Raw genomic sequence first — 451 nt, 5'->3', positions numbered from 1 at the left:
GCTCGTTTCAGCGTTTTGAGGCGGTTGATCTGCCCCTCCGCTTGTCCGTTGTTCCAAGGTAGAGCGATTGCATTCTTCACGGCGTCCAGATCCCTTTGAAGAACCCTTGCAAAGCGCAGCATTTCGGGAAGGTCGGTGTCAATTGCATCATCGATCCACTGCTCCAGCTGATCCGGATGCTTGCCGCACAAAAGGCCCCGAAAGCGCATAGCAAGCTCTCGCATTGTAACAAACGCCGTACAGCCTTGCTTGAGCGCCGCGATCTTGTTGGCCTGCCGTTCGGACAGCTGGCTCCGCGGCTTCATGCACAATGCAGCCGCGATATCCGCCGAGATCTTTTGGCCCGTATCCGGATCGCGCACAGGTTCGGACGCTGGGATATCGATCTTTACGTTGCTGTCTTCGCCCGTTTCGGAGCGGCGCCATTCCTTCAGCAGTCTTTCCATGTTCG

Annotated in this window: 1 protein-coding gene; it reads right to left on the bottom strand. The window is 56.8% G+C overall.

From position 1 onward, the window contains the following. Nucleotides 1-451: transposase (locus Q1A53_RS23355; RefSeq protein WP_299971815.1), on the bottom strand; the 451-nt coding region annotated here is incomplete at both ends.

This window comes from uncultured Roseobacter sp., assembly GCF_947496515.1.
Lineage (GTDB): Bacteria > Pseudomonadota > Alphaproteobacteria > Rhodobacterales > Rhodobacteraceae > Roseobacter.
The sequence above is the reverse complement of the archived record's forward strand: the minus strand, read 5'-3'. Positions and strand labels throughout refer to the sequence as shown.